Here is a 25,063-nt window from a genome sequence, read left to right as displayed (position 1 = left end):
TCGGGAGTCTCGAAGTCCAGGGGTCAGTCGAGGATGAGCATGAAGTGTTCCTCGCCGTCGTGGACGATCGTGCCCGCGTGCCGGAAGCCGAGCTTCTCCAGCAGCCGCACCGAACCGGTGTTGCCCTTGTGCGGGTCGGCGTGCAGCGGGCGGGCCTTCTCCTCCTGGAGGTAGAGGGTCAGCGCCCGCGTGCCGACGCCCTTGCCCCAGTGTTCGCGGCCCAGCCAGTAGCCGAGGAAGCGGCGGCTCTCCTCGGTCCAGGACACGATGTTGCCCGCCGTCACGCCGTCCACGGTGACGGTCCTGACCAGCACGTCGGGGTCGCCGAGGATGTTGGCCCGCCAGTGGTTCATGAACCGCTCGCGCGGGCGGGAGGGGAAGTTGGCCCGCGCGCTGGCCTCCTCGTCGTGCTCCTGCTCGAAGAACACCTCAAGGTCGGCCTGCTCCACGGCCCGCAGCCGCACATCTACGCTCATGCCGCAGGAGTCTGGCACCCGCCACCGACATTTCACGGACGCTGGTCGGTGGGGATCGTGGCGGTCACCACGAAACCACCCTGACCGTCGCCCTCGGCCGCGAACTCCCCGCCCAGCAGCGACACCCTGCGGCGCAGCCCGGTCAGCCCCATCCCGGAACCGGCCGCGGCCAGTTCGGGCGCGGGGGAGGACAGGGGCGCCTGGTTGCGGACCTCGACCTCCACCCGGTCGGCAAAGTAGGCGAGCGAGACCGTCACCGCGCCGCCGGGCGCGTGCTTGCGGGCGTTGGTCAGCGACTCCTGAACCACCCGGTACGCCGCCCGTGCCACCACCGCGGGCACCGCCGAGGCGTCACCCGAGACCGCGAGCGTGACCCCCTCGCCCGAGGCCAGCTCCGCCAGGTCGCCCCCGGTGTCGTGGTCGGGCGGCCGGCCGCCCACGCTTTTGCCCGGCAGTTCGTCACCGGCGACCACCTGCATCAGCTCGCGCAGTTCGTTGAGCGTGCGCGCCCCGGCCCGGCGGATCTGGTCGGCCGCGGTGCGGGCGGACTCCTCGCGGGCGGTGACGCGCAGCGCCTCGGCGTTCAGCACGATCTCGGTGACGTGGTGGGTGACGATGTCGTGCATCTCGGCGGCCAGCCGCCGCCGCTCGGCGACCTCGGCGCGTTCGGCCAGCAGGCGGCGTTCGGCGTCGGCCAGTTCGGCCCGCCGCCGCAGCGAGCCGATCAGCTCGTAGCGGGTCTTGAGCCAGAGCGCCACGACGGCGGGCAGCGCCGTGGCCGACAGGGCGAAGTACAGCGCGGTCCAGGCCGGCGCCCAGATCGGGATCGCCAGCAGGGCCAGCGCGGCGGCGAAGGCGAACGCCTGGCGCCACGGCAGCAGGTACACCAGGAACGACACCACGAGCGGCGCCGCCAGCGGAGCGGACGCCTGCGTGGTTCCCGCGCTCAGGGCCAGCGCCGCCGTGGCGGCCAGGGTGAGCGCGCCGACGGTACGCGGGAGCCGTACCACGCCGAGAAGACAGACGTCGACCAGGAGGTTCACGACCAGCTCCGCGACCTGACCGCCGCCCGCGAACAGGAAGACCTGCGTGATCGCGCACACGACGGCCGCGCCCCACGAGGCCAGCACCACGGTACGGCGGTCGCCCGCGGTGAGGTCGGGCCTGGTCACGGCGGGTCACCCGGCAGCAGCCCCGCCCGGTGGGCCAGCAGCGCGGCCTGGGTGCGGTGGGTGAGGCCGAGCTTGGTCAGCAGCCGCGAGACGTAGCTCTTCACGGTCGTCTCCGACAGGAACAGTCGTTGCGCGATCTCCGGGTTCGTGAGCCCTTCGCCCAGGCAGACGAGCACCTCGCGGTCGCGCTCGGCCAGTTCCTCGACCCTGGCGCGGGCGCTCTCGCCGCGCGCGGACTGTGTCACCAGGCGGCGCGCGGCGATCGGCGACATGACCACGTGCCCGCCGGCGGCGACTCTGATGAGGTTGAGCAGGTCCTCGGCGGGCGTGGTCTTGACCAGGTATCCGCTCGCCCCGGCGGCCAGCGCGGCGCGCACGTGGGTGTCGGAGTCGAAGGTGGTCAGCGCGATCACGGTGGGCGGGCCGGCCAGCGCGGCGATCTCCCCGGTGGCCGTGACGCCGTCGACGCCGGGCATCCGCAGGTCCATGAGCACCACGTCGGGCCGCCCCCGCAGGACCTCCTCGACCGCCTCCGCCCCGTCGCGCGCCTCCCCCACGACCTCGATCTCCGGGCTGGAGCCGAGGATGGTCCGCAGGTGGCCGCGGACCATCGGGTCGTCGTCGACGAGCAGCACCCTGATCATGCCTGCCGAGTCTGTCATCACCTCAGTGTCCCGCTCCAGAACCCGCACTGGTGCGCCCGGTCCAGGTCGACGGGTCCGATGCCGCCCTGCTCGGCCGGTTTGAGACTGACGGCGCGCCCGCCGGTGAAGGCGGGCCAGCCGTACGGCCGGCCGGTGCGGGCGAAGGAGGTCCAGGCGTCGATCATCTGGTCGGCCAGGCGCCACTGCCCGGCGGTGAGGTCGTCCCAGGGCTGCCCGCCCAGGTCGAACAGGTACGGCAGCTCACTGGCATGCTGCGCGCCCGGCGGGAAGCCGGCCGGCACCCGCCCGATGTTGGGCGCCTTCTCGTCGGCGAACTCGTAGGCGTAGACCCGGGTGTGCTCGGCCATCTCCCGGTCCGCCCAGAGCGTCGGGCAGGCCCAGGCCCGGTCACTGGCCACGGTGGCCCAGGCCAGGGCCGGGCTCCGGTAGGCCGACAGCGGGTACTTCCTCATCGCGGCCTCGGCGTGCGTGCCGAAGGCGCCCTTCATGAGCCGCGGGTAGTTCTCCGCCGTCACAGGGAATCCGGCCTGGGCGGCGCCGGATACGAAGCCGTTGCCCTCGTCCCTGGTGCCGCCGGACAGCACCGGGATCTTCAGGAACCTGCCCTGGCGCAGCGCCTCGGCGGGTTCGCGGGGCAGCAGCGGCGTGCCGTACGCGAGACTGCTGGAGAAGCTCTCGTTGACCGGCATCAGCGCATCGGCGGGCTTGGCCCGCAGGCACTCCAGTTCGCGGCCCGCCGGGCAGCCCAGTTTCTTCGCCGCCTCAAGGCCCGTGGCGTGGTTGGCCTTCAGCGGGACATAGGGCGTGAAGGACGGCATGCCGGGGATCGGCAGGTACGTGCCGCTGACCCACTCCAGCATGCAGGAGCCGGACTGGATGATCGCCCGGTCGGCCAGCCCGCGCATGGCCGGGGAGGTGAGCAGGGCGCAGGTGCTCATCCCGCCGGCCGACTCCCCGAACACCGTCACGTTGCCCGCGTCGCCGCCGAAGGCCGCGGCGTTGCGCTTGGTCCAGCGCAGCGCCTCCAGCTGGTCGGCCAGGCCGAAGGTGCCGGAGCCGGACAGGCCGGGCAGGCCGAGGTAGCCGAACGCGCCGAGCCGGTAGTTGACCGTCACCACCATGACGCCGCCCTTGGCGGCCAGGCGGCGGGCGTCGTAGTCGGCGCCGGAGCCGGTGGTGAAGCCGCCCCCGTGGAGCCACACCATCACCGGCAGCCGCTTGCCCGTGCGCTTGGCCGGGACGGTGACGTTGACGAACAGGCAGTCCTCCGCGCCGACCCGCTTGCCCGCCTCCGCCTGCGTGCACTGCTCGCCCGGCTTGGTGGCGTCGGCCACGCCCGTCCACGGCTCGGGCCTGACGGGTTCCTTCCAGCGCAGCGGGCCGACGGGGGCACGCGCGTACCGGATGCCGCTGAAGGTGGTGACCGCGGCTTCGGTCTGGCCGCGGATCCGGCCGGAGTCCAGTTCGACCACGGTGGTGGTCTCGGGGACCGCGGCGTGCGCGGCCCCCGAGACGAGGAGCAGGCAGAGCCCCGCGAGCAGGGACGATCTCATGACGACTTCCTTCCGAACGCCGTTGGGACCGCCACCGTACGATCGGCGCCACGGCCCCCGGCACCCGCGGAAGTTGCGACCCGGCGACCGGAAGTTGTCAGAGGCGCGGGTCCACGGGCTCGGTCTCCATCGCCAGCACGGCGAAGACGGGCTCGTGCACGCGCCACATCGCCTCGCCCTCGGCCAGCCGCGACAGCGCCTCCAGACCCAGCGCGTGCTCGCGCAGGGCCAGCGATCTCTTCTTGCCGAGGAAGCGCCGGCGCAGCACCTCCAGCGCCTCGGTGTAGTCGGGGCCGTAGATGATGCGCAGGTACTCCCGCCCGCGCACCTTGACGCCGGGCTGCACCCGTCCTGGCGTGTACGCGGCGGGCTTGACCACCATGCCCTCGCCCCCGGCCGCCGTCAGCGACTCCCACCAGGCCGTCGCCGCAGCCCGCGAGTCGTCCGAGTCGAGCGACACGAACACGTGCCTGGTCGGCGTGATCAGCTCGGAGTCCAGGCGGCCCAGCGCGGACAGGTGCCACGCGTGCGGCTCCAGCGCGGTGTTGCGGCCGCTCTGCCCGTCCCCGCAGGCCAGGATCTGGAACGGCGCCAGCCGTACCCCCTCCAGGCCGTCCACGGGCCAGCAGTAGCGCGCATAAGCCTCGCGGAAGCGAGCGGCGTTGTCCTGGCGGCGCCGGGTGCGGTCCAGCAGATCGCTCACATCCAGGCCGCGCCCGGCCGCCGCCTCCAGGACCGAGGTGGCCATGGGCAGCGCCGTGCGCGCCGCCGCGCCGACGGAGGCGTACTGCGACCTGATCAGCTCGCCCGCCTTCGCCGACCACGGCAGCAGCTCGCAGTCGAGCACCACCCAGTCGGCGCCGAGCTCGTCCCACAGCGGCGCCACGGCCGCGCGCAGCCGCTCCACCAGCGGCGCGGTGTCGTCGAAGAAGCGCCGCCCGGTGCGCGTGAAGATCTCCCCCGCGCTGCCGTCCGTCACGCCGAAGCGCGCCGCCGCGGCCTCGGGCGTCCTCGCCAGTACGGCCACCGCCCGCGAGCCCATGTGCTTCTCCTCGCACACCACCTCGGTGACCCCGGCGGCGGCGAACTCCTCGAACGCCTGCGCCGGGTGCTCCAGGTAGCCGTCGAGCTGGGAGGTCTCCGGCGGCGCCATGGTCGGCGGCAGGTAGATCAGCCAGCGCGGGTCCACCGCGAAGCGGCTCATGACCTCCAGCGCCGCGGCGGCGTTGGTGTCGAACACCTTGACCCGCGGGCCGAAGCGCGTCTCGACGTAACGGGTGCCCTGGACGTCGTTGATGTCGAGCTGGCCCGGGTCGCGGGTGTAGCCGCCGAGCGGCTTGACCGGGGCGTACCAGACCTGCTCGGCGGGCACGGAGACGAGCTCGCGCGAGGGGTAGCGCAGCGCGGTCAGCTCGCCGCCGAACACGGCGCCGGTGTCGAGGCAGATCGTGTTGTTGACCCACTCCGGCTTGACGGTCGGGGTGTGGCCGTAGACGACCATGGCCCGGCCCCGGTACTCCTCGGCCCACGGGTAGCGCACGGGCAGGCCGTACTCGTCGGTCTCGCCCGTGGTGTCGCCGTAGAGCGCGAACGCGCGCACGCGCCCGGAGGCGCGCATGTGGTAGGCCTCCTTGAGGCCGGCGTGCGCCACGACGAGCTTGCCGTCGTCGAGGACGTAGTGGCTGAGCAGGCCGTCCATGAACGTCCGCGCCCGCTCGACGAAGGCCGGGTCGCTCGCGGCGAGCTGGTCGAGCGACTCCTGCAGGCCGTGCGCGACGCGGACCTTGCGGCCGTTCATCGCGCGGACGAGCTTCTGCTCGTGGTTGCCGGCGACGCAGATGGCGGTGCCCGCCTCGACCATGTCCATGACGATGCGCAGCACGCCGGGCGTGTCGGGGCCGCGGTCGACCAGGTCGCCGACGAAGACCGCGGTGCGGCCCTCCGGGTGGTGCGTACCCTGCCAGCCGAGCTCGGCCAGCAGCCGCTCCAGCTCCGCGCGGCAGCCGTGCACGTCGCCGATGATGTCGAACGGCCCGCGCAGGTGCCGCAGGTCGCTCCACGCCTTCTCGTAGGTGACCTGCGCGTTCTCGATCTCGTCGAGGCCGCGCAGCACGTGGACCTTCCTGAAGCCGTCCTTGTTGATCTTGCCGAGCGAGCGGCGCAGGTCCTTGCGCTGCCGGATGACGACGCCGGGGCCGAAGTCGCGGTCGGGCCGCGTCTCGTTGCGCGCGATCGCCACCTCCTCGGGTACGTCGAGGACGACGGCGTCGGCCAGCACGTCATGCCGCCTGGCCAGCTCGATGAGGCTCTTGCGGGCCTGGTACTGCACGTTGGTGGCGTCGACCACGGTGAACAGGCCGCGGCTGAGCCGTACGCCCACGATGTGGTGGAGCAGGTCGAAGGCGGCGGGGGTGGAGCTCTGGTCGTTCTCGTCGTCGGAGACCAGGCCGCGGCAGAAGTCGGAGGAGATGATCTGCGTCCGCTTGAAGTGCTTGGCGGCGAACGTCGACTTCCCGCTGCCCGAGACCCCCACCAGCACCACGAGAGACAGCTCGGGAACGCTAACCACGAGTGAAAACCCCCATCTGAGTCGAGGGCCCCAGCTCGGGGTCCTCCTCGCCGACCGGCCTGATGCCGACGGTGTAGCCGAACCGCTCGCACACGCTCGCGCACCAGGCGGCGAACTCCGCCCGCGTCCACTCGAAGCGGTGGTCGCGGTGGCGCAATCCGTCCAGGAACTCGTAGCGCACGTTGTACTCGACGTTCGGCGTGGTCACGAGCACGTGCTGCGGCTTGGCCGCGCCGAACACCACCCGCTCGAGCGCGGCGAGCCTGGGCGGGTCGACGTGCTCGACGACCTCCATGAGCACCGCGGCGTCGTAGCCCGCGAAGCGCTTGTCGGTGTAGGTCAGCGCGCCCTGGAACAGGGTGAGCCTGGCCCGCTTGCTGTCGGACATGCGCTCCAGGCGCAGCTTGCGGGCGGCGATGGCCAGCGCCAGCGGCGAGACGTCCGTGCCGGCGACACGGGCGAACCGCGGCCTGGCCAGCAGCGCGCCGACCAGCTCGCCCTGGCCGCAGCCGAGGTCGATCACGCTGGTGGCGCCCAGCTCCTCCAGGGTCGCCAGGACCGCCTCACGGCGCAGCACGTTGAGCGGCCGCGCCTTCGCCTTCCCCGGCTCGCCGGACTCCGCCCGCGTCTCCTGTGTCTCCTGTGTCTCCTGTGTCTCCTGTGTCTCCGGCGTCTCGGCCAGGGCCTCTTCGGTCTCGGCCGCCACCGCCTCGTCCGCTGCGGTCTCGTCCGGCGCGGCCTCCTCCGACACCGCGGGCTCCAGTTGCTCCTCGGTCTCGTCGCCGAGCTCGGCCAGCCGGGCCAGCGCCGAGCGGGCCAGCGTCCAGCGCCGCCCCAGGTACCGGCGGGCGATCACGCCGCGCAGCGGGTGCTCGCGCAGCCATCCCTCACCGGCCCGCAGCAGCTTGTCCACCTCGTCGGGCGCGACCCAGTAGTGCTTGGCGTCGTCGAGCACCGGCAGCAGCACGTACAGCTGGTTGAGCGCGTCGGCCAGCCGCAGCGTCCCGCGCAGCGTCAACCGCACGTACCGCGAGTCGCCCCACTCGGGAAACCCCTCGTCCAGCGGTACGGCCTGCGCCTCCACCGCCCACCCGAGCGGCTCGAACACCCCGCGGGCCAGATCCGCCCCACCCCTGCAGACCAGCGCGATCTCCAGCGGCAGCGGCGTCCCCGGCAGCTCGGGCCGTGCCTTGCACCGCCCGGCCCGCGCCGTCCTGAACACGTCCGCCAGCGCCACCGCCATCAGCGACGAGGCGGCGTACGGCCGGTCGTTGACGTACTGCGACAGGCTGAAGTCGGGCGAGCTCTTGCCGCTCGACCTGACCAGCGCCACCGGGTCCACTTCCAGCAGCAGGGCCACGGTGCATCGTCGCTCGTCCGCTTCTGGATAGAAGACCGTCGCCGTTCCCGTCGATTGACGGAACTCCTGCACCCGGTCGGGGTGCTTGTGCAGCAGGAAGCCCAGGTCAGTGGCCGGCTCGGCGGTGGTCGAGATCGTCAGTAGCACTCCGGAAGTCTGACTTATCCGGTACGGGCGGCGCCAATCAAAATCGCCGCCCGCCCGCGGCTGCTTCACACGTGGGGCAGGATCTCGGCGGCGATCAGCTCCAGGTGGTCGAGGTCGGTCAGATCCATGACCTGCAGGTACACGCGCTCGGCGCCCACCTTGGAGAACTGCTCCAGTTTGCCCAGCACCTCGGCCGGCGTCCCGGCCAGGCCGTTGGCGCGCAGCTGGGCCAGGTCGGTGCCGATCGCCCCGGCCCGGCGCTCCAGCCCGGCCTGGTCGGCGGCCACGCAGACGGTCTGGGCCACCGACATGCGCACCGTGCGACCGGCCGCGTCGGCGGCCTGCCGTACCGTGTCGAAGTGGGTGCCGCTCTCGTCCACGGTGCGGAAGGGCACGTTGAACTCGTCGGCGTACTTCGCCGCGAGGCGGGGCGTGCGCTTGGCGCCGAAGCCGCCGATGATGATCGGCGGGTGCGGGCGCTGCGCCGGCTTGGGCAGCGCGGGCGAGTCCTTGAGCTGGTAATGGGCGCCGTCGAAGGAGTAGGGGCCCTCGGCGCTCCACAGGCCGGTGACGATGCGCAGCTGCTCCTCGAACCGGTCGAAACGCTCCCCGACCGGCGGGAACGGGATGCCGTAGGAGGTGTGCTCGTTCTCGTACCAGCCGGTGCCGAAGCCGAGCTCGACCCGGCCGCCGCTCATCTGGTCGACCTGGGCGACGCTGATCGCCAGCGGGCCAGGCAGGCGGAAGGTCGCGGGCGAGACCAGGGTGCCGAGCCGGATGCGGGAGGTCTCCCTGGCCAGCCCCGCCAGGGTGATCCAGGCGTCGGTGGAGCCGCTGCCCGGGTCACCCTGGCCGATGCGCTGATAGTGGTCGGAACGGAAGAACGCGTCGAACCCCAGCCGCTCGGTGGCCCGCGCGACGGCCAGCAGCTCGTCGTAGGAGGCGCCTTCCTGCGGTTCGGTGAAGATCCTCAACTTCATAGGCCCATTAAATCCGGAGAACGGCCCCGCGCCCGCGTGTACCCTTGCTAGTTTCACTTTCGGTAGCTGCCCAGCCACGAAGGGTCGCTTATGCCGAACAGCCGGCGCAACAGAGAGCCGGGCACTCCCCCGCGCTCCATCGTGATGGCGGCGGCCCTGGCTCTGGCCGCCGCCACCGGCGTGGCCGTATGGCTGCTCCCGGCCCAGGCCACCCCCGAGACCCCGGTGGCCGCCCCCGTCAAGCCCCCGTCGCCGACGGTCACCGCCACCCCGCGGCCTTTAGCCGCCGAGGCGCCCAGCGCGTTCCTGGCGTTCGTCGACACCGCCCGCACGCCCGAGTTCGACCTGCCCGACCACAGCCGCCGCACCGGCGTGCGCTGGTACGCGCTCGGCCACGTGGTCTCCGGCGGCGACGGCTGCGTGCCCAAGTGGGGCGGCAAGCTCGACCCCGGCAGCAACCCGGTCGCCAACCGCATCGGCAAGCTGCGCGCCGGCGGCGCCGACGCCGGCCTGTCCTTCGGCGGTCCCGCGGGCAGGGAACTGGCCGACGCCTGCGACGGCACCACCTCACTGACCGCCGCCTACCGCCGGGTGGTGAGCGCGTTCGACGCCCGCTTCGCCGACTTCGAGATCCGCGACAGCGCCAACGCCGACGTGGTGCTGCGCCGGGCCAGAGCGCTGCGCGCGCTGCAGCAGGAGCGGCCGCTGCACCTCACCTTCACCTTCCCGCTGGGGCCCGGCGGGCTGTCAGAACGCGACGCGGCGCTGCTCAAGCTCACCCACGACGCCGGTGCCCGGATCTCCACGGTGAACCTGCTGGCCGCCATCGAGCCCCGTGACGCGCCCGAGGGCCGGATGCGGCGGGTGGCGGAAGCCGTACGGGCGGCTCATGGGCAGGTCACGCGGACGCTGGGGATCACCGACCCCGCCCAGGCGTGGCGAAGCCTAGCGCTCACCTCGGTCCTGCGCGGCCCCGGCGACCTCGGCGAGATCGACGCGCGCAAGCTGACGACGTTCGCCGCCCGCTACGAGCTGGCCTGGCTGTCGCTGCGCGGAGCCGCCCCACCGCAGGCCGTGTCCCGAATCCTCTGGCGCACCCGTGCGTGAACAGTAGGATTCTCCGGTCAGGGGGTATTTGCCGGAGGAGGAGCGTTTGATGGCGGCCCGGCCGGAGCTGGCCAGGAAAGTGCTGCTCTACTGGATGGACGGCATGATCGCGTTCATCGCGGTCGCCTTCGTCTTCATGCTGCTCGGCCTCGTCGGCAACCGCACGATCTCCGCTGGACACGCGCTGCTGGTCATCGCGCTCCTGCTGACGCAGTTCGCCCTCTTCCCGTTCATCCTGCGCGCCGCCTACGACGACAAGCCCAGGCCCACCGTCCTGCTGGTCGTCTCGGGGGTGGCCATGCTGGCCGCGGTCGCGCTCATCCCGCCGGGGCTCGGTGTCAGCACCTGGGAGATCGTCGCCGGTCTGTGGCTGGCCGGCGTGGCGATCCACTTCCCGTGGCGGGTGAGCGTCGCCGTCGGTACGGCCCTGGCCGCCATCACCATCCCCGTAACCATCCTCGTCGCCCAGATCTCCGTGCCCTTGGCCGTGCTGGGCGAGGCGGTCACCCTGGTGCTGACCCCGCTGGCCATGTGGCTGTGGGTGTGGCTCGGGCGCACGATCAGGGAGGCGCACGAGAGCCAGACCGCCAAGTCCCGCCTGGCCGTCGCCGAGGAACGGCTGCGCTTCGCCCGCGACCTGCACGACCTGCTCGGCCACAGCCTGTCGGTGATCAGCCTCAAGAGCGAGCTGGCGGCGAAGCTGTCGGCCAAGGACACCGGCCGCGCCGCGGGCGAGATGGCCCAGGTCCGCGAGCTGGCCGGGGGCGCGCTCGCCGAGGTCCAGGCCGCCGTCGAGGGCTACCGCTCGCTCGACCTGTCTCGCGAACTGGCCACCGTACGCGCCGCCCTGGAGGCCGCCGGCGCCCGCTGCACGATCGAGGCCGGCACCGACGACCTGTCACCCGCCGCCCGCTCGCTGCTCGCGTGGGCGGTACGCGAGGGCGCCACCAACATCCTCAAGCACAGTACGGCCACGCGCTGCTCCATCACCATCGACCGGGGCGTGCTGGAGATCCGCAACAACGGCGTGAAGGGACCCCAGCGCATGACCGGCAGCGGCCTGCGCGGCCTGTCGGAACGGCTGACCGCCGCCGGCGGCACGTTCTCCGCCTCGGCCACGGGCTCGGACGAGTTCCTCCTGCGCGCGGCGGTGCCGGCATGATCCGGGCCAGCAAGCTCGACAGGATCCGGTGGCTGGTCCTGTACTCCTGCGACTTCATCAACCTGACCGCCTTCCTCAGCCTCGCCCAGCTCGGCCTCGCCTTGGAGGAGAACTGGGCGCCCAAGCCCGCGATCATCGCCTTCCTCGTCGTGCTCGTGGTCTTCTACGCCCTGTCCACCCGGCCCTTGCGCATCGCGACCCGCGGCGGGCGGCGGCCGACCCTGCTTCTGGCGGTCACCGCCGTCATCGCGCTCGTGTTCACCGCCTTCACCATGTTCTGGCTGGTGCCGGTGTGGCTGGCGATCGCGTCGCCGTTCCTGAGCAGACGCGTCTTCTGGACCACGGCCGCCGTCGTCGCCGCCCTGACCGGCGTGTTCGTGGCCGTTCTCGGCGGTCTCCCGGCCCTGGGCATCCTGCTGGTCCTGCTGGTGATCGTGACCGGCGGCACGCTGGCCAACGTCCGGATCTGGCGGATCGCCCAGGAGGCCCACGAAGGCCAGGAGGCCAAGGCGGCGCTGGCCGTGTCGGAGGAACGGCTGCGCTTCGCCCGCGACCTCAACGACCTGCTCGGGCAGAGCCTCGCCGACATCGCCGCCGGGGTCGGGCGGGCCGAGACCACGCTGGGCGCCGACCCCGAGCGGGCGGCGGCGGAGATGTTCGAGGTACGGGACCTGGCCAGGCGGTCGTTGCGGGAGGTTCGCACCGCCGTACAGAACTATCGGGCGCTCGACCTCGGCGAGGTGCTCGCGAGCGTGCGCGCCGTGCTGGAGGCGGCGGACGTGCACTGCGCGATCGACACCGACGACACCGGCGACCTGCCCGCCGAGGCCCGCACGCTGCTGGCCGCGGTGGTACGCGAGGGTGCCACCAACATCCTCAAGCACAGCACCGCCCAGCGGTGCACGATCACGATCAAGAATGGGGTGCTGGAGATGTCCAACGACGGGATCTCGGCGGACGCCGGCGAGCCCGGCGGGCTGCGCGGCCTGTCCCAGCGGTTGAGCGCGGCGGGCGGCACGCTGAGCGCCGGCGCCGCCGACGGCGTCTACCTGCTGCGGGCCGCGGTATGACCACGCGCGTACTGCTCGCCGACGACGAGCACCTGATCCGCGGCGCCCTCGCCGCCCTGCTCGACCTTGAGGACGGCATCGAGGTCGTCGCCCAGGTCGGCCGCGGCGACGAGGTGGTCCCCGCGGTCCGGGCCCACAACCCCGACGTGGCCGTCCTCGACATCGAGATGCCCGGCATGGACGGCCTGACCGCCGCCGAGCAGATCAGCGACCAGTGCAAGATCGTCATCCTGACCAGCCTGGGCCGCCCCGGCTACCTGCGCCGCGCGATGGCCGCCGGAGTCAGCGGATTCCTGGGCAAGGACGCCTCCGCCGAAGAGCTGGCGATGGCCATCCGCAAGGTGATGGCCGGCGGCCGCTACCTCGACGCCGAACTGGCCGCCGCCGCGATGGCCGCCGGCGACAGCCCGCTGACCGAACGCGAACGCGACGCCCTGCGCCTGGCCGGCGACGGCGCCCCCATCTCCCGTATCGCCACCGAACTCCACCTGACAGAAGGCACCGTCCGCAACTACCTGTCCAGCGCCATGACCAAACTCAACGCCCAGAACCGCCTGGAGGCCATCCGCACCGCCCAGCGCATGGGCTGGCTGTAGCCCTGGCATGACGGCGATCGAGAAGGTCCTCGTGGCGATCGCGACGGCGCTGCGGCCTCCGGCCAGGGCGTTCGCCTGGTGGCATCGGCAGCTCACGCACCACCCCCTCGTGACACTTGTCGCCTCCGGGGCGGCGTTCTTCTCCCTCTATGTGACGGCGGCATGGATCACCGGAGAACGGCCCATGCCCTGGGCCGTCGCTGGCTTCTTGGCCGCGGGCATGACCGCCGCGGCCGGGCTGCGATCGCTGATCATCACATGGCGCCGCGTGCCGATCGAGCCACCCGGCTCCGACGGATTCCGGCTACGGCGGGTTCTCGAACACCCCTCCCAGCCCGAGCACCAGCGCGATCACCATGGCGGCTAGCAGCGCCGTCAGCACGATGAAGTGAATCTTCCTGCCCAGCCGGACAAGGTTCTGAGTTTTTCGCCATTGCCGCTGGTGGGCTCGCTGGGCCCGTAGCTGGGCGATCTGCCGGCGGCTCGTGACCTTGAGCCTGCTCCGGTCGATCTCCTGCCGCTTCATGATCGTGCGTCACTCATGCGTCGTCAGCGCCCCCTTCTGGCCTGGATCCTTCGACGTAGTCGTGTCGATCGCCGGTCAGGGCGGCGATGCGCCGTAGGAAGCCCGTCCCCGGTGCCGCACGGAGGGGACGGGCTCTTGCCGGGACCTACGCGCGGCGCGTGTGGTCTCGAATGCCTTGCTGACTAGCAGATGTAATGAACGCCGTCCGTGGTCGGGGGCGCCGGGAGGAAGCTCTCGCCGCCGTTCCTAGGCACCTGGGTGATGTGTACCCAGGCGCTCCCGTTCCAGTTCGCGAGATTGACCGGGACCGTGGTGTTGTTCCTGGCCGCGCGGGCACGGTCGCCTAGACCTTGGGCTCCGATGTTGACGAACGCGCAGATCAGAGGCACGGAATAGAACCTGACACCGTTGCCATCGTAGAGGCAGAAACTTCCACTCGGGCAATCGAGGGCTGCCTTGGCCGACGCCTGCGCGGGCAGGGCGCCGGTTGCACTCACCGCGATCACGGCCGCAGCCGCGACGAGCATGATCTTGCGCATGCACACTCCCTTGTGGAACGAGGGCAGCCTTTGCCGCCCCCCCTGACAGTTGCTGACTCCCAAGGTCTACCGTTGGACGATTGATTGGATTCGGGTCCGCAACGCTAATCAATCAATGGTGAACAATCGTCAAGGGGTCCGCCCCGACCTATGGCCCCGCCCCCGAGACGGCCAGAGTGGGGCTCCCGGCCGCCTGGGCGTCTGCAGTCGCTCTGCCCAGGTGATGGGCAGAGCTGTTCCTGTATCCAGCTGGTCCGTGATGGTCGCCGGCCCACAGGAACCCCCACGGCCCGGGTCGACGCCGGGGTTGAGTGTTGTTGCGTACCTGCTGGTCAAAGCCTCTTTCTAGGCCTTGACCAGCAGGGCCACGCACTCCACGTGGTGGGTCATCGGGAAGGCGTCGAAGGCGCGCAGGTCGGTGAGGGGGTAGCCGCGTTCGTCCAGCCAGGCCAGGTCGCGGGCCAGGGTCGCCGGGTCGCAGGAGACGTAGACGATCCTGGCCGCCTCCAGCGAGGCGATGCGGTCCACCACCTCGCGGCCCAGGCCCGAACGGGGCGGGTCGACGACCACCAGGTCGGCGCGTTCGATCTGGAAGCGGTCCAGGGCCTCCTCCACCCGGCCTCTCTCCACCCTGGCCTGGGGGAGGTCGCGCAGGTTGGCGCGGGCGTCGCGGACGGCGGCGGCCTCCGATTCGAGGCCGAAGACGGCGCCCTCGTCGCCCACCCGCTCGGCCAGCGCGGCGGCGAACAGGCCCACGCCGCAGTACAGGTCCAGCGCCCATTCGCCGGGTTCGGGCTGGCCGTAGGTGAGGACGGCGTCCAGGAGGGTCTCCGCGGCGCCGGGGTGCACCTGCCAGAAGCCGCTGCCCGTCACCCGGAACTCGCGGTCGTCCGCCCGCTCGTGGAGGTTGCCGGAGCCGTGGCGGGCGTCGCTGCGACCCTTGCCCTGGTTGACGAGGATGGAGGCGGGCGCCTCCAGGTCGGGGACGGCGACGGTGCGGCGCGGGCGGGGCGCGATGACGACGTTGCGCTCGCCGCTCGACGACGCGATGACCTCCACCCCGGCGGCGCCCTTCCAGTTGTGCGCCTCGGCGCCCACCGCCTCCACCTCGGGGTGGGCGATGAGGCAGGCGTCGACGACCTCGATGTCGTGGGAGCGGTGGTGGCGGAAGCCGAGCTCGCCGCCGGGCGTGGCGGCGAACTGGACGCGCGTACGCCACCCGAGCCCGTCCTTGGCCCCAGGAACCTCCTCCACCACGATCTCGCGCTCGATCCCGGCCAGGCGGCGCAGTTGCTCGGCGACCACGTCGGCCTTCATGGCCCGCTGGGCCTCCAGCGTGACGTGCTGCCAGTCGCACCCACCGCACCGGCCGGGACCGGCGTACGGGCACGGCGGCACGACCCGGTCGGGCGAGGCCTGGAGGATCTCGACGGCGTCGGCGCGCAGGAACCGGGTCGTCTCCTCGGTGACCCGGGCACGGACTCGCTCTCCGGGCAGTGCGTGGCGTACGAACACCACCCGCCCCTCATGGCGTGCCACGCACCAGCCGCCATGCGCGACCGGGCCTACCGTCAGCTCGAGAGTTGCCTGTTCCACAGCAGTACAGCCTAGGCCCTCACCCGGCCGACTCCACCGAGCACCACCTTAACTACGCTATGTAGCCATGCACGAGGGGCGGGTGGTACGACGGCGGCTCGGGTTCGGGGGCACGCTGGCCGCCACGCTGTTCTTCTGCGCCTCGCTCACCCCGACGCTGCTGCCCAGGCCGTGGGTCATGCAGGGCGCGATGGGCGGGGTCACCGGCATCATCGGCTACGCCGTGGGCGCGAGCGCGGGCGCGGCGGGACGGGCGCTGATCGGCTACCGGCTGCCCGAGCGGGGGCGGGTGCTGGCCTGGCGGGTGCTGATCGCGGTGTGCGCCACGCTGGCGGGCGTGACGCTGTGGTACAGCCTCGGCTGGCAGGGCGACCTGCGCGCGCTCATGGGGATGACCAGGCAGATCACCTGGTTCCCGCCGGCGATCCTGGCGCTGAGCGTCGCGCTGTTCGCGCTCTTCCTGCTCCTGGCCCGGTCGGTACGGCTCGGCGGCCGCAAACTGATCACCTGGCTGGACCGCTTCGTCCCGGTGCCCATCGCCCAGGCCACCGCAATCGTCATCGTGACCGCCGTCGTCGGGGTGCTGGCCAACGACGTGCTGTTCTCGGGGTTCGTCAACGCGGTCAACGACGCCTCGTCGGTCGCCAACGGCACCACCGATCCCGGGGTGCGGCGGCCGGGTTCGGTGAAGGTGTCCGGCGGCGCGGGTTCGCTGGTGGGCTGGGACGCCCTGGGGCGCGAGGGCCGCAACTTCACCGGGAGCGCTATCGCGACGCCCCGGCTGCGCGCCTTCTCCGGGAAGCGGCCCGCCGAGCCGATCCGGGTCTACGTGGGCCTGCAGGCGGCTCCCACACCGGCGGCCCAGGCGGCGCTGGCCGTACGGGAGCTGGAAAGGACGGGCGCGTTCGCGCGCCCTGTGCTCGCGGTGCTGGGGACGACGGGCACGGGGTGGGTGGACGAGCAGATCGCCGACAGCCTGGAGTACATGTACAACGGCGACAGCGCGATGGTCGCCCTGCAGTACTCCTACCTGCCGAGCTGGGTGTCGTTCCTGGTGGACCGCGGCAAGGCGGCGCGGGCGGGCGCGGCGCTGTTCGACGCGGTGCGCGCACGGTGGGAACGGCTGCCGCCGGGCGAACGGCCGCTGCTGGTCCTGTCAGGGGAGAGCCTGGGCAGCTTCGAGCTCGAAGGCGCCTTCCGCGACCTGCCGGATCTGGTGAGCAGGGCCGACGGGGCGTTGTTCGTGGGACCGCCGGACGCCAACCCGATCTGGCGGGCGGTGACCGCGGGGCGTGAGCCGGACAGCCCGGTGTGGCGGCCGGTGTACGAGCAGGGCAGGACGGTGCGCTTCGGGCAGTATCCGGATGACCTGTCCTGGCCGCCGGGGCCGTGGGAGCGGCCGCGCGTGGTGTATCTGCAGAACGCCTCCGACCCGGTCGTGTGGTGGTCGACCGACCTCATCTACGCCAAGCCGGAGTGGCTGACCGCGCCGCGCGGGCCGGACGTCAATCCGCAGATGAACTGGTTCCCGCTGGTGACGTTCTGGCAGGTGCTGGGGGACATGTCGGTCGCGCTGAACGTCCCGGCCGGGCACGGCCACGTCTACGGCGCGAACGTGGTGGGGGGCTGGGCGGCCATCGCCGCGCCGGCCGGTTGGAGCGCCGCCGACACCGCCCGCCTCCACGCGCTGGTCAGCGCTCGTTCTTCCCCGTGAGCTGCTCGTCCTTGATGACCTGGTGCCAGGGACGGCGTACGGAACCCGGCGCGAACGGCTCGGGACGGCCCTTGAGCCGGTCGGAGGAGTGCAGCTGCCACGGGACGCTGGTCACCATCACGCCCGGCTTGAACAGCAGGCGCGCCTTGAGCCGCAGCGCGCTCTGGTTGTGGAGCAGGTGCTCCCACCAGTGGCCGACGACGTACTCGGGGATGAAGACGGTGATGACGTCGCGGGGCGAGCGGCGGCGCAGCGTCTTGACGTAGTCGAGGATGGGCTGCGTGATCTCCCGGTAGGGCGAGTCGAGCATCTTCAGCGGGACGGGGATGCCTCGCCGTTCCCACTCCTCCTGCAGGCGGCGGGCCTCGTCGCCCTCGACGCCGACGGTGATGGCCTCCAGCGTGGACGGGCGGGTGGCGCGGGCGTAGGCGAGGGCGCGCATGGTCGGCTTGTGCACCTTGGAGACGAGCACGATCGCGTGGTTGCGGGCCGGGAGCATCGACGGCTCGTACTCCTCGGTGATCTCCAGCTCGGCGGCGACGTTGTCGTAGTGGCGGCGGATCGCCTTCATCATCAGGAACAGGATCGGCATCGCGATGCACACGATCCACGCGCCGACCAGGAACTTCGTCAGCAGCACCACGATCAGCACCAGGCCGGTCATGATGCCGCCGAAGAAGTTGATCGTCCGCGAGCGGTGCATCTGGTGGCGTACGCGGGGATCGGTCTCGGTCTTCAGGTGGCGCGTCCAGTGGATGACCATGCCGGTCTGGCTGAGCGTGAACGAGACGAAGACGCCGACGATGTAGAGGTTGAGCAGGCGGCTCACGTCGGCCTGGAACCCCCACAGCAGCAGGCAGGCGCCCAGCGCCAGGATGACGATGCCGTTGGAGAAGGCCAGCCGGTCGCCGCGGGTGTGCAGTTGGCGCGGCAGGTAGCGGTCCTGGGCCAGGATCGAGCCGAGCACCGGGAAGCCGTTGAAGGCGGTGTTGGCCGCCAGGAAGAGGATCAGCGCGGTCACCGCCGAGATCACCACGAACAGCACCGAGCCGCTGCCGAAGACGGCGTCGGCCACCTGGGAGATGATCGGCTGCTGGTAGTAGCTCTCGCCGGCCGGCTTGCCGTCGATGAGGATGTCCAGCGCCGGGTGCTCGGAGACCTTCACGCCGGAGACCAGGCCGAGCGCGATGATGCCGCCGAACATCGTGATCGCGACCAGGCCCATCATGAGCAGCGTGGTGGCGGCGTTCCTGCTCTTGGGCTTGCGGAAGGCGGGCACGCCGTTGCTGATGGCCTCGACGCCCGTGAGGGCGGCGCAGCCGGAGGAGAAGGCGCGCAGGATCAGGAAGGCGGCGGCGAAGGAGGTCAGGTTCGTCTGCTCGGCCACGATCCCGTAGTCGGCGGTGGGGGCCTTGAGGTCGTCGTCGAGGACCAGCAGCCGGATGCCGCCCCAGACGATCATGCCGATGACCGCGGCCATGAACGCGTAGGTCGGGATGGCGAAGGCGGCGCCCGACTCCCTGATGCCGCGCAGGTTGACGACCGTGAGCAGAATGACGATGGCGATGGCGACCGTGGGCTTGTGCTCGGCCACGAACGGCACCGTCGCGCCCACGTAGTCGACGCCGTTGGCGACCGAGACGGCCACCGTCAGCACGTAGTCCACCATGAGCGCGCTGGCCACGGTCAGGCCGGCGTTCTTGCCGAGGTTCGTGGTGGCGACCTCGTAGTCGCCGCCGCCGCTGGGGTAGGCGTGGACGTTCTGCCGGTACGAGGCGACCACCGTGAGCATCACGATGATGACGGCGATGGCCACCCATGGGCTGAAGTGGTAGAACGACACACCCGCCAGCGAAAGGATGACCAGAATCTCCTGTGGCGCGTAGGCCACCGAGGACAGGGCGTCACTCGCGAACACGGGGAGTGCGATGCGTTTGGGAAGCAGCTGTTCATGCAGCTGACCGCTGCGCAGCGCCCTGCCGACCAGGACGCGTTTCAGGAGATCCGTTACCTTCGCCACGTAAACCGATGCTAGCCCTCTCCTCCCGCCCGGCAGTTACGGCGCTCCCTTATCAGGCCATACTGATACACGAGACCTGCCAACCCGCGGACGGCGGAGAGTATGCATATAGTGATCATGGGTTGTGGCCGGGTGGGATCGACCATCGCCCACATCCTTGAGGACAACGGCCACTCGGTCGCGATCATCGACCGGGACCCGCAGGCGTTCCGCCGCCTGCGCGCCGGATTCCGCGGCCGCCGCGTCACCGGCGTCGGCTTCGACCGCGACGTCCTCATCGAGGCCGGCATCGAGTCGGCCGCCGCCTACGTGGCGGTCTCCAGCGGCGACAACTCCAACATCATCTCCGCCCGCGTCGCCCGCGAGACGTTCGGCGTCGACAACGTCGTCGCCCGCATCTACGACTCCCGCCGGGCCGAGATCTACCAGCGGCTCGGCATCCCCACGGTCGCCACCGTGCGCTGGACCGCCGACCAGATCCTGCGCCGCGTCCTGCCCGAGGGCGCGGAACCCCTCTGGCGCGACCCCACCGGCACCGTCATCCTGGCCGAGGTCACGGTGAACGCCGCCTGGGTCGGCACCCGCGTCGTCGACCTCGAAGAGCGGGCCGGGGCCCGGATCGCGTTCGTCAACCGCATGGGCGAGGCCCTGGTCGTCAAGCGCGAGACCATGGTCCAGGAAGGCGACATCCTGCACGTCATCGCCGCAGAAAACGACATGGACCGGATCAACAAGGTGCTCGCCGCGGCGCCGGAACAGGACCACTGATGCGCGTCGCCATCGCCGGCGCCGGAGCCGTCGGCCGCTCCATCGCCGCCGAACTCCTGGAGAACGGCCACGAGGTCCTGCTCATCGACATCGACCCCAAGGCCATCAAGATCGACACGGTGCCGCGCGCCGAATGGCTGCTCGCCGACGCCTGCGAGATCTCCTCCCTCGACGAGGCCGGGCTCAACAACTGCCACGTCGTCGTCGCCTCCTCCGGAGACGACAAGGTCAACCTCGTGGTCTCACTGCTGGCCAAGACGGAGTACGGCGTGCCGCGCGTCGTGGCCCGCATCAACCACCCGTCGAACGAGTGGCTGTTCAACGAGTCCTGGGGCGTGGACGTCGCCGTCTCCACGCCGCGCCTGCTGTCCGCGCTGGTGGAAGAGGCGGTGAGCGTGGGCGATCTGGTGAGGTTGATGACGTTCCGCCAGGGGCAGGCGAACCTGGTGGAGCTCACGCTGGCCGACGACGCCCCGGTGGTGGGCCAGCGCGCCGGCTCGGTCCCCTGGCCCACGGACTCGGCCCTGGTCGCCATCCTCCGCGAGGGCCGCGTCCTCGTCCCCACCGCCGACGACCCGCTCGAAGCCGGCGACGAGCTCCTCTTCGTCGCCAACCAAGAAGTCGAGCAGGACCTGGCGCACCTGCTGTCCTCTCACTGACTTTCCCTTCAAGCCCCACCATCCGTTACGGCAAGCCGCAGCCACCCCCACCCGCCGCACGTGGCCGGCCTCTGTCCAGGGACACGGCCGTCCAGCGTGCGGGGCGGGCCACCATAACGCCCGCCCCGAACCCGGCTACCGCTGACAAGCACGTGTGCCCGGGGTTTCCCGAGCAGCGTCGGGTGGCCGGCGGGGCGGCCGTAGCGGCGGCCGGCCACGCACGCTGGACGGCCGTGTCCCTGGACGGGGCCCGGCCCTGTGCGGCGGGTGGGGGTGGCTGGGGCCGGCCGTAACGGAAAAAGGGCCGGAAAGAACCGCCACACACCCCTAGCCGCACACAGCAACCAGAAAAAGAAGATCAGGCAATCGACGGCTTGATGGGCGTGCGGCCGCGGCCCAGGAGCCAGAGCATGGCGGCCAGGGCGGCGACCTGGAGGGGCCAGCCCATCAGGATCTTGGTGATGCCCAGCGCCGCCACCGCCTCGTCGCCTCCGTACAGGTAGACGGGCAACTGCACCGCCACCCGCACCACGCACGGCACCATCAGCAACCACGTCAGCCGCGTGCACAGCCGCACGATCCCCGGGTCCTTGTGCCAGGCCGTCGGGTCACCCGTGACCGAGCCGATGAGGAAGCCCACGACCGGCCAGCGGGTCACGATCGAGATGAGCATCGCCACCGAGTAGCCGGCGTTCCAGAGGATTCCGGGGAGAAAGTACGCCTTCGCGTCACCCGAGCGGCTGGCGAAGAAGGCGCCGATGGCGATGCCGATGAGGCTGTTGATCACGAACTGCGGCGTGGAGCGCTGCACGAGGCGCGCCAGGAGCAGCAGCACCGCCAGCGCGATGCTGACGATGAGCGAGGTTTTCAGCTGCTCCGTGGTGATCCACGTGACGGTGAAGGCGATCGTGGGCACCGCGGCCTCGATCATGCCACGCACGCCGCCCAGTGCCTTGCTGAGCTGGGCGCGCACCGCCGACTCGACGGTGTCGTGGGCGACTTCCTCGGCCTCGGCGCTCACCTGATCAGCTCCCTGGACGCAGTTCGTATCGTGGATTGAACATCACCTTGCGCCCGTCCTGCATGCTGACCAGGCCCTCGGCCTTGACGATGCGACCGGGTTCGATGCCCGCGATCCTTCGGCGGCCGAGCCAGACGAGGTCGATCACGTCGGACCCGTCGTAGAGCTCGGCCTCCAGCGCGGGCGCCCCACCTCGGGGACGCAGCGTCACGGTACGTAGCGTACCGGCTACGCAGAAGCGGCGTCGGCCGCCGCACCTGACGATGGGAGTGGCGCCGGCCTGGTCGGCGTCCTCCCGCAGTTCCTGAGCTTCGATCTCGGACTGCGGGGAGGCAAGCCGGCTGAAGAAGCCGCGCAATCCCCCGCGTTTGTGGGGCTCTGCCGTACTCGTCATGATGACTCAGCTTATGTGATGAGAGGCGTCAGCGAATCTCACTGATTTCAGGTCCTCGCTGGAACGGGTTGAGCCCGGGGTCGGGCGCGTCCTGTTCCGGGGTGTTCTCGTTGGGACGGCGCAGCGGGATCGCCTCTTCCCTGGCCATCGGGTCGCTGCCGCGCACCACGACGATGTCCCTGATGAAGTCGAGGAACTCCTCCGCGACCTTCTCGTCGAGGGCGGCCCGGCCGCTGATGATGGCCAGCAGCAGCCAGCGCGGGCCGTCGACGCCGAGGTAGCGGATCTGGCGGCGTTCGCCGTCGGACTCGACCTCGCCCCTCAGCTCGGCACCCAACGGGCCCTCGCTCACGGACAGGCCGCTCGCGGTGCTGGTGATCTTGGTGCGTACCTCGTCCCACAGGCCGGAGGACTTGGGCGCGGCCATCGCCTGGACCTGCAGCGTGCTCTCCTCGTAAAGGGCGATCACGCTGACGTGCTGGTCGCCCATGGCGGCCAGGCGGATGTCGAAGGCCGGGTGGTGCGGGACCCGCAGGCCACCCAGGTCGATCCGGTCTGACTCCGGGTGCGTCTCGTCGGCGTCCCAGGGACCCGACTCGCGGCCGGGCTCGCGTGCCGCCGATTCCTCGGCGACCGGCTCCTGCTCGCGACGCTTGCGTCGGAACACGTTCCTCACTCCTTAACGTCCGGTAGAACCAAAGCCGCCGTTGCCGCGTGCCGATCCGGGCAGGCGCTCGACCTCGGCGAAGGCGGCGCGCTCCACACGCTGGATGACCAGCTGGGCGACCCGGTCGCCGCGGCGCAGGCGGAAGGCGTTCTTGGTGTCGGTGTTGATCAGCGTCACCTTGATCTCGCCACGGTATCCGGCATCGACGGTGCCGGGGGCGTTGACGAGGGTCACGCCGTGCTTGGCGGCCAGGCCGGAGCGCGGGTGCACGAACGCGGCGTAGCCGTCGGGCAGCGCGATCGCCAGTCCGGTGCCGACCATCGCGCGCTCGCCGGGCAGCAGTTCGACGTCCTCGGCGGCGTAGAGGTCGGCGCCGGCGTCGCCCGGATGGGCATAGGACGGCGGCGGCAGCTCGCGGTCGAGCCGCTGGATCAGGACCTCCGTGTCCGTCGGGCGCGCGAGGCTCGCGCGCCTCCCGTCCACTGCGCCGGACTCGCTCCCGCTCACGGGTTCACCTCGTACTCGTGATGTTCGGCCGCCATGGCCTCGGCGTCGCCGTGCCGCGCGAAGTGCTCCATGTTCACCTCGACGAACAGCGCCGCGGCGCGGACGGCGACCGGGCCGTCGGGGGCGCCCACGCGCCCCTCAGCCTCAAGGTACGCCTTCCGCCCCGCCACACCGGTGCACCAGGCACGCAGGTGGAGTGTCGTGCCCACGGGAACCGGGAGGAGGTGGTCGGTCTCCAGGCGGGCCGTGACATACGGCTTGTGGAACAGCCAGATGGACATTCCGATGACTTCGTCCATCGCCGCGGCGAGCACGCCGCCGTGCGCCAGCCCCGGCGCTCCCTGGTGGGCCGTGCCGACGGTGAACTCCGCCTCGACCGTGGCCCCGTCGGGCGTGCGGGCGGCGAGGTGGAGTCCGGTCGGGTGGTCGGCGCCGCAGCCGAAGCACCGGCTGTAGTGGGAGCCGAGCGCCGAACCCGGCGGGGGCGCGTTGAGGTGCGCCTTCGGCTGGTCCGCGCCCTCGGGAGGCGTGGTCAGGGAGGAACGTGTCACGGGTGACGAGGTTACTCCTTGCCGGAGGCCGCCACGTCCTCGGCGGCCGCGCCGGGCTCGGCGGACGCTTCCGGCGCGGGGGCGCCAGGCTCCGTGGGCGCTTCCGGTGTGGAGGCGCCGGGCTTGCCGGGAGTGGGCTTCGCGGGCGCCCGCGGCGTGGACGGGTCGGCCGGCGGGAGTTCCTGCGGCGGATCGTGGCGCAGCTCGGGCAGCGCCCGGTAGATGACGGCGGCCACCGGGACCGCCACGACCGCGCCCGCGATGCCGCCCATGATGCCGCCGATCGCCAGCACCAGGATGATCGCCAGCGGGTGGAAGTTGAGCGCCCGCCCGACGATCAGAGGCTGCAGCACGTGGTTTTCCAGCTGCTGCTCGACGATGAGCACGATGAGGAAGACCAGCGCCTTCCACGGCTCGACCGAACCGAGCGTGACCAGCGTGGCCACGGTGCCGGCGAAGAAGATGCCGACGATCGGGATGAAGCTGGCCAGGAAGATCAGTACGGCCAGCGCCGCCCAGAGCGGCACCCCCAGCCCGGCCAGCACGATGCCCATGATCACGCCGTGCACCGCGGCGACCGCGACCGTGCCCTGGACGTAGTGGGAGATCGTGACCCATGCGGCGGTGCCGGCCCTGTCGACCCGCGGCGCCATGCTGCCGAAGCCCTTCAGGAACCAGCCCCAGATCCGGTCGCCATCCTTGAGCAGGAAGAACGTGACGAACAGCAGCAGCACGATCGAGGCCAGGATCTCCACGAAGACCTGACCGGCGGCCAGCGCGGTGCTGGTCAGCGCCGCCTGCTGCTGGGTGATCCAGCTCGTGATCTGCCCGGTCCACTTGCTGAGCTCGGCCTCGCTGAGATGCAGCGGCCCCACCAGCATCCAGTCGCGCACGTTGTTGATCGTCGCGGTGATCTGCTTGGCGAGCTGCGGGAACTCCTCGCTGGCCCGCGTGCCCACCAGCCAGCCGGTGCCGCCCAGGATGGCCAGCGCCACCAGCATCGTCAGCCAGGTGGCGTAGATCGGGCGCAGCCCGACCCCGCGGAAGAAGCGCGTCAGCGGATAGAGCAGGGCGGCCAGCAGCAGCGCGATCGCCACCGGCAGCGCCACGAAGCTCAGCCTGGCGATGACCTGCGCGAAGACGTAGACGACCACGCCGACGAGGATCAGGCAGGCACTCCACGCCGCCATGCGGGCCAGGACGGGCGGCACGAGTTTCGTCAGTCGGTCGGAGAACACGTGTTC

Annotated in this window: 24 protein-coding genes; 8 read left to right on the top strand and 16 right to left on the bottom strand. The window is 71.3% G+C overall.

Annotated elements, in window-relative coordinates; genetic code table 11:
* Positions 1 to 23: 23 nt before the first annotated feature.
* From ACFWYW_RS05065 to ACFWYW_RS05035, 7 genes are all read right to left on the bottom strand, one after another.
* Complete coding sequence (locus ACFWYW_RS05065) at positions 24 to 476, bottom strand: GNAT family N-acetyltransferase (protein WP_379613925.1); 453 nt, start codon at positions 474 to 476, stop codon at positions 24 to 26.
* A 32-nt stretch (positions 477 to 508) separates the two neighbouring features.
* Positions 509 to 1,648: a sensor histidine kinase gene (locus ACFWYW_RS05060; protein ID WP_379613927.1), complete on the bottom strand. Its 1,140-nt coding sequence runs from the start codon at positions 1,646 to 1,648 to the stop codon at positions 509 to 511.
* On the bottom strand, positions 1,645 to 2,292 hold the full coding sequence (locus tag ACFWYW_RS05055) for a response regulator (RefSeq protein ID WP_379613945.1): 648 nt from the start codon (positions 2,290 to 2,292) through the stop codon (positions 1,645 to 1,647). The genes ACFWYW_RS05060 and ACFWYW_RS05055 overlap by 4 nt, the downstream gene beginning before the upstream one ends.
* Before the next feature lie 17 nt (positions 2,293 to 2,309).
* Complete coding sequence (locus ACFWYW_RS05050; RefSeq protein WP_379640910.1) at positions 2,310 to 3,866, bottom strand: carboxylesterase/lipase family protein; 1,557 nt, start codon at positions 3,864 to 3,866, stop codon at positions 2,310 to 2,312.
* A gap of 97 nt (positions 3,867 to 3,963) precedes the next feature.
* On the bottom strand, positions 3,964 to 6,435 hold the full coding sequence (locus ACFWYW_RS05045) for a polynucleotide kinase-phosphatase (protein ID WP_379609739.1): 2,472 nt from the start codon (positions 6,433 to 6,435) through the stop codon (positions 3,964 to 3,966).
* A complete protein-coding gene (locus ACFWYW_RS05040; RefSeq protein ID WP_379609738.1) occupies positions 6,428 to 7,942 on the bottom strand; it encodes a 3' terminal RNA ribose 2'-O-methyltransferase Hen1 in 1,515 nt (504 codons plus the stop codon). Before ACFWYW_RS05040 ends, ACFWYW_RS05045 begins: the two co-directional genes overlap by 8 nt.
* A gap of 65 nt (positions 7,943 to 8,007) precedes the next feature.
* Positions 8,008 to 8,922: an LLM class F420-dependent oxidoreductase gene (locus tag ACFWYW_RS05035; RefSeq protein ID WP_379609737.1), complete on the bottom strand. Its 915-nt coding sequence runs from the start codon at positions 8,920 to 8,922 to the stop codon at positions 8,008 to 8,010.
* Positions 8,923 to 9,012: 90 nt separating this feature from the next.
* On the opposite strand from ACFWYW_RS05035, the gene ACFWYW_RS05030 reads away from it, so the two are divergent.
* The 5 genes from ACFWYW_RS05030 to ACFWYW_RS05010 are packed head-to-tail and all read left to right on the top strand — an operon-like array spanning position 9,013 to position 13,224.
* Positions 9,013 to 10,029 (top strand): hypothetical protein, encoded by a 1,017-nt coding sequence (locus ACFWYW_RS05030; RefSeq protein WP_379609736.1) that lies wholly within the window; start codon positions 9,013 to 9,015, stop codon positions 10,027 to 10,029.
* 49 nt (positions 10,030 to 10,078) lie between these two features.
* A complete protein-coding gene (locus tag ACFWYW_RS05025; RefSeq protein ID WP_379609735.1) occupies positions 10,079 to 11,191 on the top strand; it encodes a sensor histidine kinase in 1,113 nt (370 codons plus the stop codon).
* Positions 11,188 to 12,261 (top strand): sensor histidine kinase, encoded by a 1,074-nt coding sequence (locus ACFWYW_RS05020; protein WP_379609734.1) that lies wholly within the window; start codon positions 11,188 to 11,190, stop codon positions 12,259 to 12,261. Before ACFWYW_RS05025 ends, ACFWYW_RS05020 begins: the two co-directional genes overlap by 4 nt.
* A complete protein-coding gene (locus ACFWYW_RS05015) occupies positions 12,258 to 12,857 on the top strand; it encodes a response regulator transcription factor (RefSeq protein WP_184971824.1) in 600 nt (199 codons plus the stop codon). The genes ACFWYW_RS05020 and ACFWYW_RS05015 overlap by 4 nt, the downstream gene beginning before the upstream one ends.
* 7 nt (positions 12,858 to 12,864) lie before the next feature.
* Complete coding sequence (locus tag ACFWYW_RS05010; protein ID WP_379609733.1) at positions 12,865 to 13,224, top strand: hypothetical protein; 360 nt, start codon at positions 12,865 to 12,867, stop codon at positions 13,222 to 13,224.
* 341 nt (positions 13,225 to 13,565) lie between these two features.
* Here the strand turns inward: ACFWYW_RS05010 and ACFWYW_RS05005 are convergent, their stop codons facing one another.
* Positions 13,566 to 13,922 carry a peptidase inhibitor family I36 protein gene (locus ACFWYW_RS05005; protein WP_379609732.1) on the bottom strand — a complete coding sequence of 119 codons (357 nt, stop codon included), beginning with the start codon at positions 13,920 to 13,922 and terminating at the stop codon, positions 13,566 to 13,568.
* Positions 13,923 to 14,267: 345 nt separating this feature from the next.
* Positions 14,268 to 15,497, bottom strand: coding sequence for a class I SAM-dependent RNA methyltransferase (locus ACFWYW_RS05000; RefSeq protein WP_379609748.1), 1,230 nt, complete (start codon positions 15,495 to 15,497; stop codon positions 14,268 to 14,270).
* An 88-nt stretch (positions 15,498 to 15,585) separates the two neighbouring features.
* Between ACFWYW_RS05000 and ACFWYW_RS04995 the strand changes: the two genes are divergently transcribed.
* Positions 15,586 to 17,232 carry an alpha/beta hydrolase gene (locus ACFWYW_RS04995; RefSeq protein WP_379609731.1) on the top strand — a complete coding sequence of 549 codons (1,647 nt, stop codon included), beginning with the start codon at positions 15,586 to 15,588 and terminating at the stop codon, positions 17,230 to 17,232.
* On the opposite strand, the gene ACFWYW_RS04990 is transcribed toward ACFWYW_RS04995, so the two are convergent.
* Complete coding sequence (locus ACFWYW_RS04990) at positions 17,210 to 19,252, bottom strand: APC family permease (RefSeq protein ID WP_379609730.1); 2,043 nt, start codon at positions 19,250 to 19,252, stop codon at positions 17,210 to 17,212. The genes ACFWYW_RS04995 and ACFWYW_RS04990 overlap by 23 nt on opposite strands.
* Positions 19,253 to 19,354: 102 nt before the next feature.
* On the opposite strand from ACFWYW_RS04990, the gene ACFWYW_RS04985 reads away from it, so the two are divergent.
* Positions 19,355 to 20,020 (top strand): potassium channel family protein, encoded by a 666-nt coding sequence (locus tag ACFWYW_RS04985; protein WP_379609729.1) that lies wholly within the window; start codon positions 19,355 to 19,357, stop codon positions 20,018 to 20,020.
* Positions 20,020 to 20,679 carry a potassium channel family protein gene (locus ACFWYW_RS04980; protein WP_379609728.1) on the top strand — a complete coding sequence of 220 codons (660 nt, stop codon included), beginning with the start codon at positions 20,020 to 20,022 and terminating at the stop codon, positions 20,677 to 20,679. Before ACFWYW_RS04985 ends, ACFWYW_RS04980 begins: the two co-directional genes overlap by 1 nt.
* Before the next feature lie 358 nt (positions 20,680 to 21,037).
* Here ACFWYW_RS04980 and ACFWYW_RS04975 read toward each other — a convergent pair whose 3' ends face one another.
* From ACFWYW_RS04975 to ACFWYW_RS04950, 6 genes are read right to left on the bottom strand one after another with little or no spacing between them, the layout of a single operon-like run.
* Entirely contained in the window at positions 21,038 to 21,700 is a 663-nt protein-coding gene (locus tag ACFWYW_RS04975) for a DUF3159 domain-containing protein (protein ID WP_379609727.1), read from the bottom strand.
* Between the two features lie 4 nt (positions 21,701 to 21,704).
* Positions 21,705 to 22,094: an OB-fold nucleic acid binding domain-containing protein gene (locus tag ACFWYW_RS04970; protein ID WP_184971835.1), complete on the bottom strand. Its 390-nt coding sequence runs from the start codon at positions 22,092 to 22,094 to the stop codon at positions 21,705 to 21,707.
* Positions 22,095 to 22,122: 28 nt separating this feature from the next.
* Positions 22,123 to 22,761, bottom strand: a complete 639-nt coding sequence (locus tag ACFWYW_RS04965; protein WP_379609726.1) for a DUF3710 domain-containing protein — start codon at positions 22,759 to 22,761, stop codon at positions 22,123 to 22,125.
* 12 nt (positions 22,762 to 22,773) lie between these two features.
* Positions 22,774 to 23,244: a dUTP diphosphatase gene (gene dut, locus ACFWYW_RS04960; protein ID WP_379609747.1), complete on the bottom strand. Its 471-nt coding sequence runs from the start codon at positions 23,242 to 23,244 to the stop codon at positions 22,774 to 22,776.
* 20 nt (positions 23,245 to 23,264) lie between these two features.
* On the bottom strand, positions 23,265 to 23,819 hold the full coding sequence (locus tag ACFWYW_RS04955; RefSeq protein ID WP_379609725.1) for a PaaI family thioesterase: 555 nt from the start codon (positions 23,817 to 23,819) through the stop codon (positions 23,265 to 23,267).
* Positions 23,820 to 23,830: 11 nt separating this feature from the next.
* Entirely contained in the window at positions 23,831 to 25,057 is a 1,227-nt protein-coding gene (locus ACFWYW_RS04950; RefSeq protein ID WP_379609724.1) for an AI-2E family transporter, read from the bottom strand.
* Positions 25,058 to 25,063 lie beyond the last annotated feature (6 nt).

It is taken from the genome of Nonomuraea sp. NPDC059023, assembly GCF_042740095.1.
Classification (GTDB): Bacteria; Actinomycetota; Actinomycetes; order Streptosporangiales; family Streptosporangiaceae; genus Nonomuraea.
The sequence above is the reverse complement of the archived record's forward strand: the minus strand, read 5'-3'. Positions and strand labels throughout refer to the sequence as shown.